General features: G+C 64.0%; 3 protein-coding genes and 1 pseudogene. All 4 read left to right on the top strand.

Annotated elements, in window-relative coordinates; genetic code table 11:
- On the top strand, window positions 1–495 hold a 495-nt coding region (locus EN925_RS30800), incomplete at its 5' end, for a GntR family transcriptional regulator (RefSeq protein ID WP_164894496.1).
- Between the two features lie 107 nt (window positions 496–602).
- The gene (locus EN925_RS30795) at window positions 603–1,196 is read left to right on the top strand and encodes a biotin transporter BioY (protein WP_127369184.1); all 594 of its coding nucleotides are present in this window, start codon (window positions 603–605) and stop codon (window positions 1,194–1,196) included.
- Window positions 1,193–1,636 (top strand): DUF1284 domain-containing protein, encoded by a 444-nt coding sequence (locus tag EN925_RS30790; protein WP_127369185.1) that lies wholly within the window; start codon window positions 1,193–1,195, stop codon window positions 1,634–1,636. Before EN925_RS30795 ends, EN925_RS30790 begins: the two co-directional genes overlap by 4 nt.
- A 237-nt stretch (window positions 1,637–1,873) precedes the next feature.
- Window positions 1,874–2,824 (top strand): annotated as a pseudogene (locus EN925_RS30785) (hypothetical protein); the annotation flags it as partial.

Raw genomic sequence — 2,824 nt, 5'->3', positions numbered from 1 at the left:
GGGCTGGCCATCGGCGAACCGCGCCGCGGCGTGCGTGTCGCGTCTTTCGACCTGGGCGAGGTCAAGGAAGTCGCCGAAATGCGCGCCGCCCTTGAAGTGCTGGCGCTGCGCCACGCGGCGCCGCATCTGACATCGGCCATTCTCGATCTCGCCGAGGAGGCGTCCAAGGCTGGCGACAAGTCCCGCGATGTCAGGTCGTGGGAGGAAGCCAACCGCGCCTTCCACCGCTTGATCCTCGCGCCATGCGGCATGCCGCGCCTGCTCGCCACCATCGACGATCTGCACGCGGCAAGCGCCCGTTTTCTGTTCGCGGCATGGCGCTCGGAGTGGGAGACACGCACCGATCAGGACCATCGCGCGATCCTCGCCGCCTTGCGGCAGGGAAACACCGAATCGGCGGCCGTCACACTGGGGCGGCACGTCCAATGGATTGGCCGCAAGCCGGTCAGGACGGCTTCCGGAACGACGCGCGAAGCCTTCGCCATCGTAGGTTAGACGGCCTCCGCCAAAGCCAGGGCTTGCAATCTCCAGGGAAGTGTGGATTCGATAATAGATCGAAAACAGAAATTATCTATAATTTGCAATCGATCGAAGGAATCCCAATGACAGACGTCGCATTCTCGTCCAGCAAGCCGTCGTTCAGCCCGCTCCGGCTCCAGGATCGTTCTCTTGCCTGGCAGGTCGGAGCCGTCGTGCTCGGCACCCTGTTCCTGGCGCTGTCATCCTACATCGAAGTGCCGATGGTGCCGGTCCCGGTGACGATGCAGACCTTCGCGGTGACACTGATCGGCGCGCTCTATGGCTGGCGGCTTGGCGCGCTCACCATCGCCGCCTGGCTGGTCGAGGGTGCGGTCGGCTTTCCGGTTCTGTCCGGAGGGGCAGCGGGTGCGGCGCATTTCGTCGGGCCGACGGCTGGCTATCTCTTCGCCTTCCCGCTTGTCGGCGCAATGGTCGGCTGGCTGGCCGAACGCGGCTGGAACGGCAACAGAGTGGTGCTGGCATTTGTCGCCATGCTGCTTGGCAATCTTGCCTGCCTCGTGCTGGGCACAGCATGGCTTGCCGTCATGATTGGAGCCGAACAGGCCGTTACCTTCGGCTTCCTGCCGTTCATCGTCGGCGGCTTGCTCAAGTCGGCGCTGGGTGCCGCGACCCTCATGGCGCTTCGCGGCGGCAAGGCCAAGCCGGTCAATCCGTGACGATCAGGCTGCGCGCCCACCACCTCCTTTGCCTGCTCACCTATGTGGGCAAGGGATACAGCCCCGCCTTCACCGCCAATTATGATCGCGTAGCGGAGCGCCTGAGCCGGGGCGAGGACATCCTCCTCGTTTCCAGCCCGGACGATGTCTGCGCCCCGTTGCTTGATGAGCCGGAACCGCACTGCCTCAACGAGAGTGTCGTCGAGCGGGACCGGCTCGCCACGCAGGATGTGGGCGAGTTGCTGGCGCGGCCAATTCGCGTCGGCACCCGTCTTGATCTCGATGCTGCGATGCTGGGCCGGATGCGGCAGGCGTTTTCGGCTGGCCTTGTACGCAAGGCCTGCGGCGGCTGCGAATGGAACGAACTGTGCAGCACGATAGCGGCCGGCGGCTACGGCGACACGCTGGTGCAGCGGTCTGCCTCGCCAGGCGAGGGCTGATATTGGCCCGAGCCTTAGCGGTCGAATCGGTGATATATTCGGCGCCGCATAGGGCCGTGGCCGAAATCCAAGATCGGAAAACTAGTGCCCGCCGCCATGATTTGTTAATCGGGTGCCCGGATTGTGAATTCGAGGCGGATTGAAGCGCGACCCCAAAAAGGCCATGCTTTGCCTGGAAAGATCGAGTCTACGCCCATCCCGCTGACGCGGAGATGGCGCCTGGCTGAAAGGGATACGATGCGGCAAGGACGTGCGCGCTGGCTGACAAGGCTGGCAATTGTGACAGGCATGGCGATCTCGGCTTTGCCGGCCTATGCCAAGCAAACCACCGAACCGGTCAAGATCACGTCGTTTTCGGGCGCTTATCTGGCGGCCCGGATCGCCGAAGGCGATAACGACCTCGACAGCGCCATCGCCTACTACAAGCAAGCATTGGCCTTCGACCCGAGCGACACCGGCCTGCAGCAGAGCTTGATGCTGTCGCTGATCGCGCAGGGGCGCTTCGACGAATCCCTGGTCTATGCCGACAAGCTCAAGGAAGTGCCTGACGTCGAGCGTTTCTCGCGGCTGGCGCTCGCCGTCGATTCCTTCCACAAGAAGGATTTCACCAAGGCGCAGTACTGGCTCAAGCTGTCGCTGGAATCCGATCTCGACCGGCTGATCTCCGGGGTGATGTCCGGCTGGGCGCAGCAAGGCGCCGGCGAGCCTGCCGATGCGATGGCGTCCATCGACAAGCTGCAGGGGCCGGATTGGTTCGGCCTGTTCAAGTCGTTCCACCGCGCCCTGATCGCTGATGCATCCGGCATGCCCGAAAAGGCCGAGGCGATCTACGCCGCGACCATGCAGGATACCGCCGCCGGTGGTGCCGCTCCCGAAACCTGGATGCGCAACGCCCAGGCCTACGCCTCGTTCCTGGCCCGCAAGGGCGACAAGACCAAGGCGCTGTCGGTGCTCGATCAGGCCGAGGCGTTTTCGCCTGGCAAGCTGGAAATCGTCGCCTTGCGCGACCGAATTGCAAAAGGCGACAAGATTGCGCCCCTGGTGGCCGGCCCATCCGATGGCGCCTCCGAAATCCTGCTCGACCTCGCCACCGCGCTCAACCGTGGCGGCGGCGAGCCCTTCGTGCGCCTCTATCTGCAATATGCGCTTGCTTTGAAGCCTGATAGCGACGCTGCCCTTGTGCAACTC

Origin of the sequence: Mesorhizobium sp. M7A.F.Ca.US.006.04.2.1 (assembly GCF_004022915.1) — a bacterium.
In the GTDB taxonomy this organism is placed as follows: domain Bacteria; phylum Pseudomonadota; class Alphaproteobacteria; order Rhizobiales; family Rhizobiaceae; genus Mesorhizobium; species Mesorhizobium ciceri.
The sequence above is the reverse complement of the archived record's forward strand: the minus strand, read 5'-3'. Positions and strand labels throughout refer to the sequence as shown.

What these genes read in the sequence shown, in the direction of transcription:
- EN925_RS30795 (WP_127369184.1), top strand. Translation starts at nt 603, where the DNA reads ATGACAGACGTCGCATTCTCGTCCAGCAAGCCGTCGTTCAGCCCGCTC.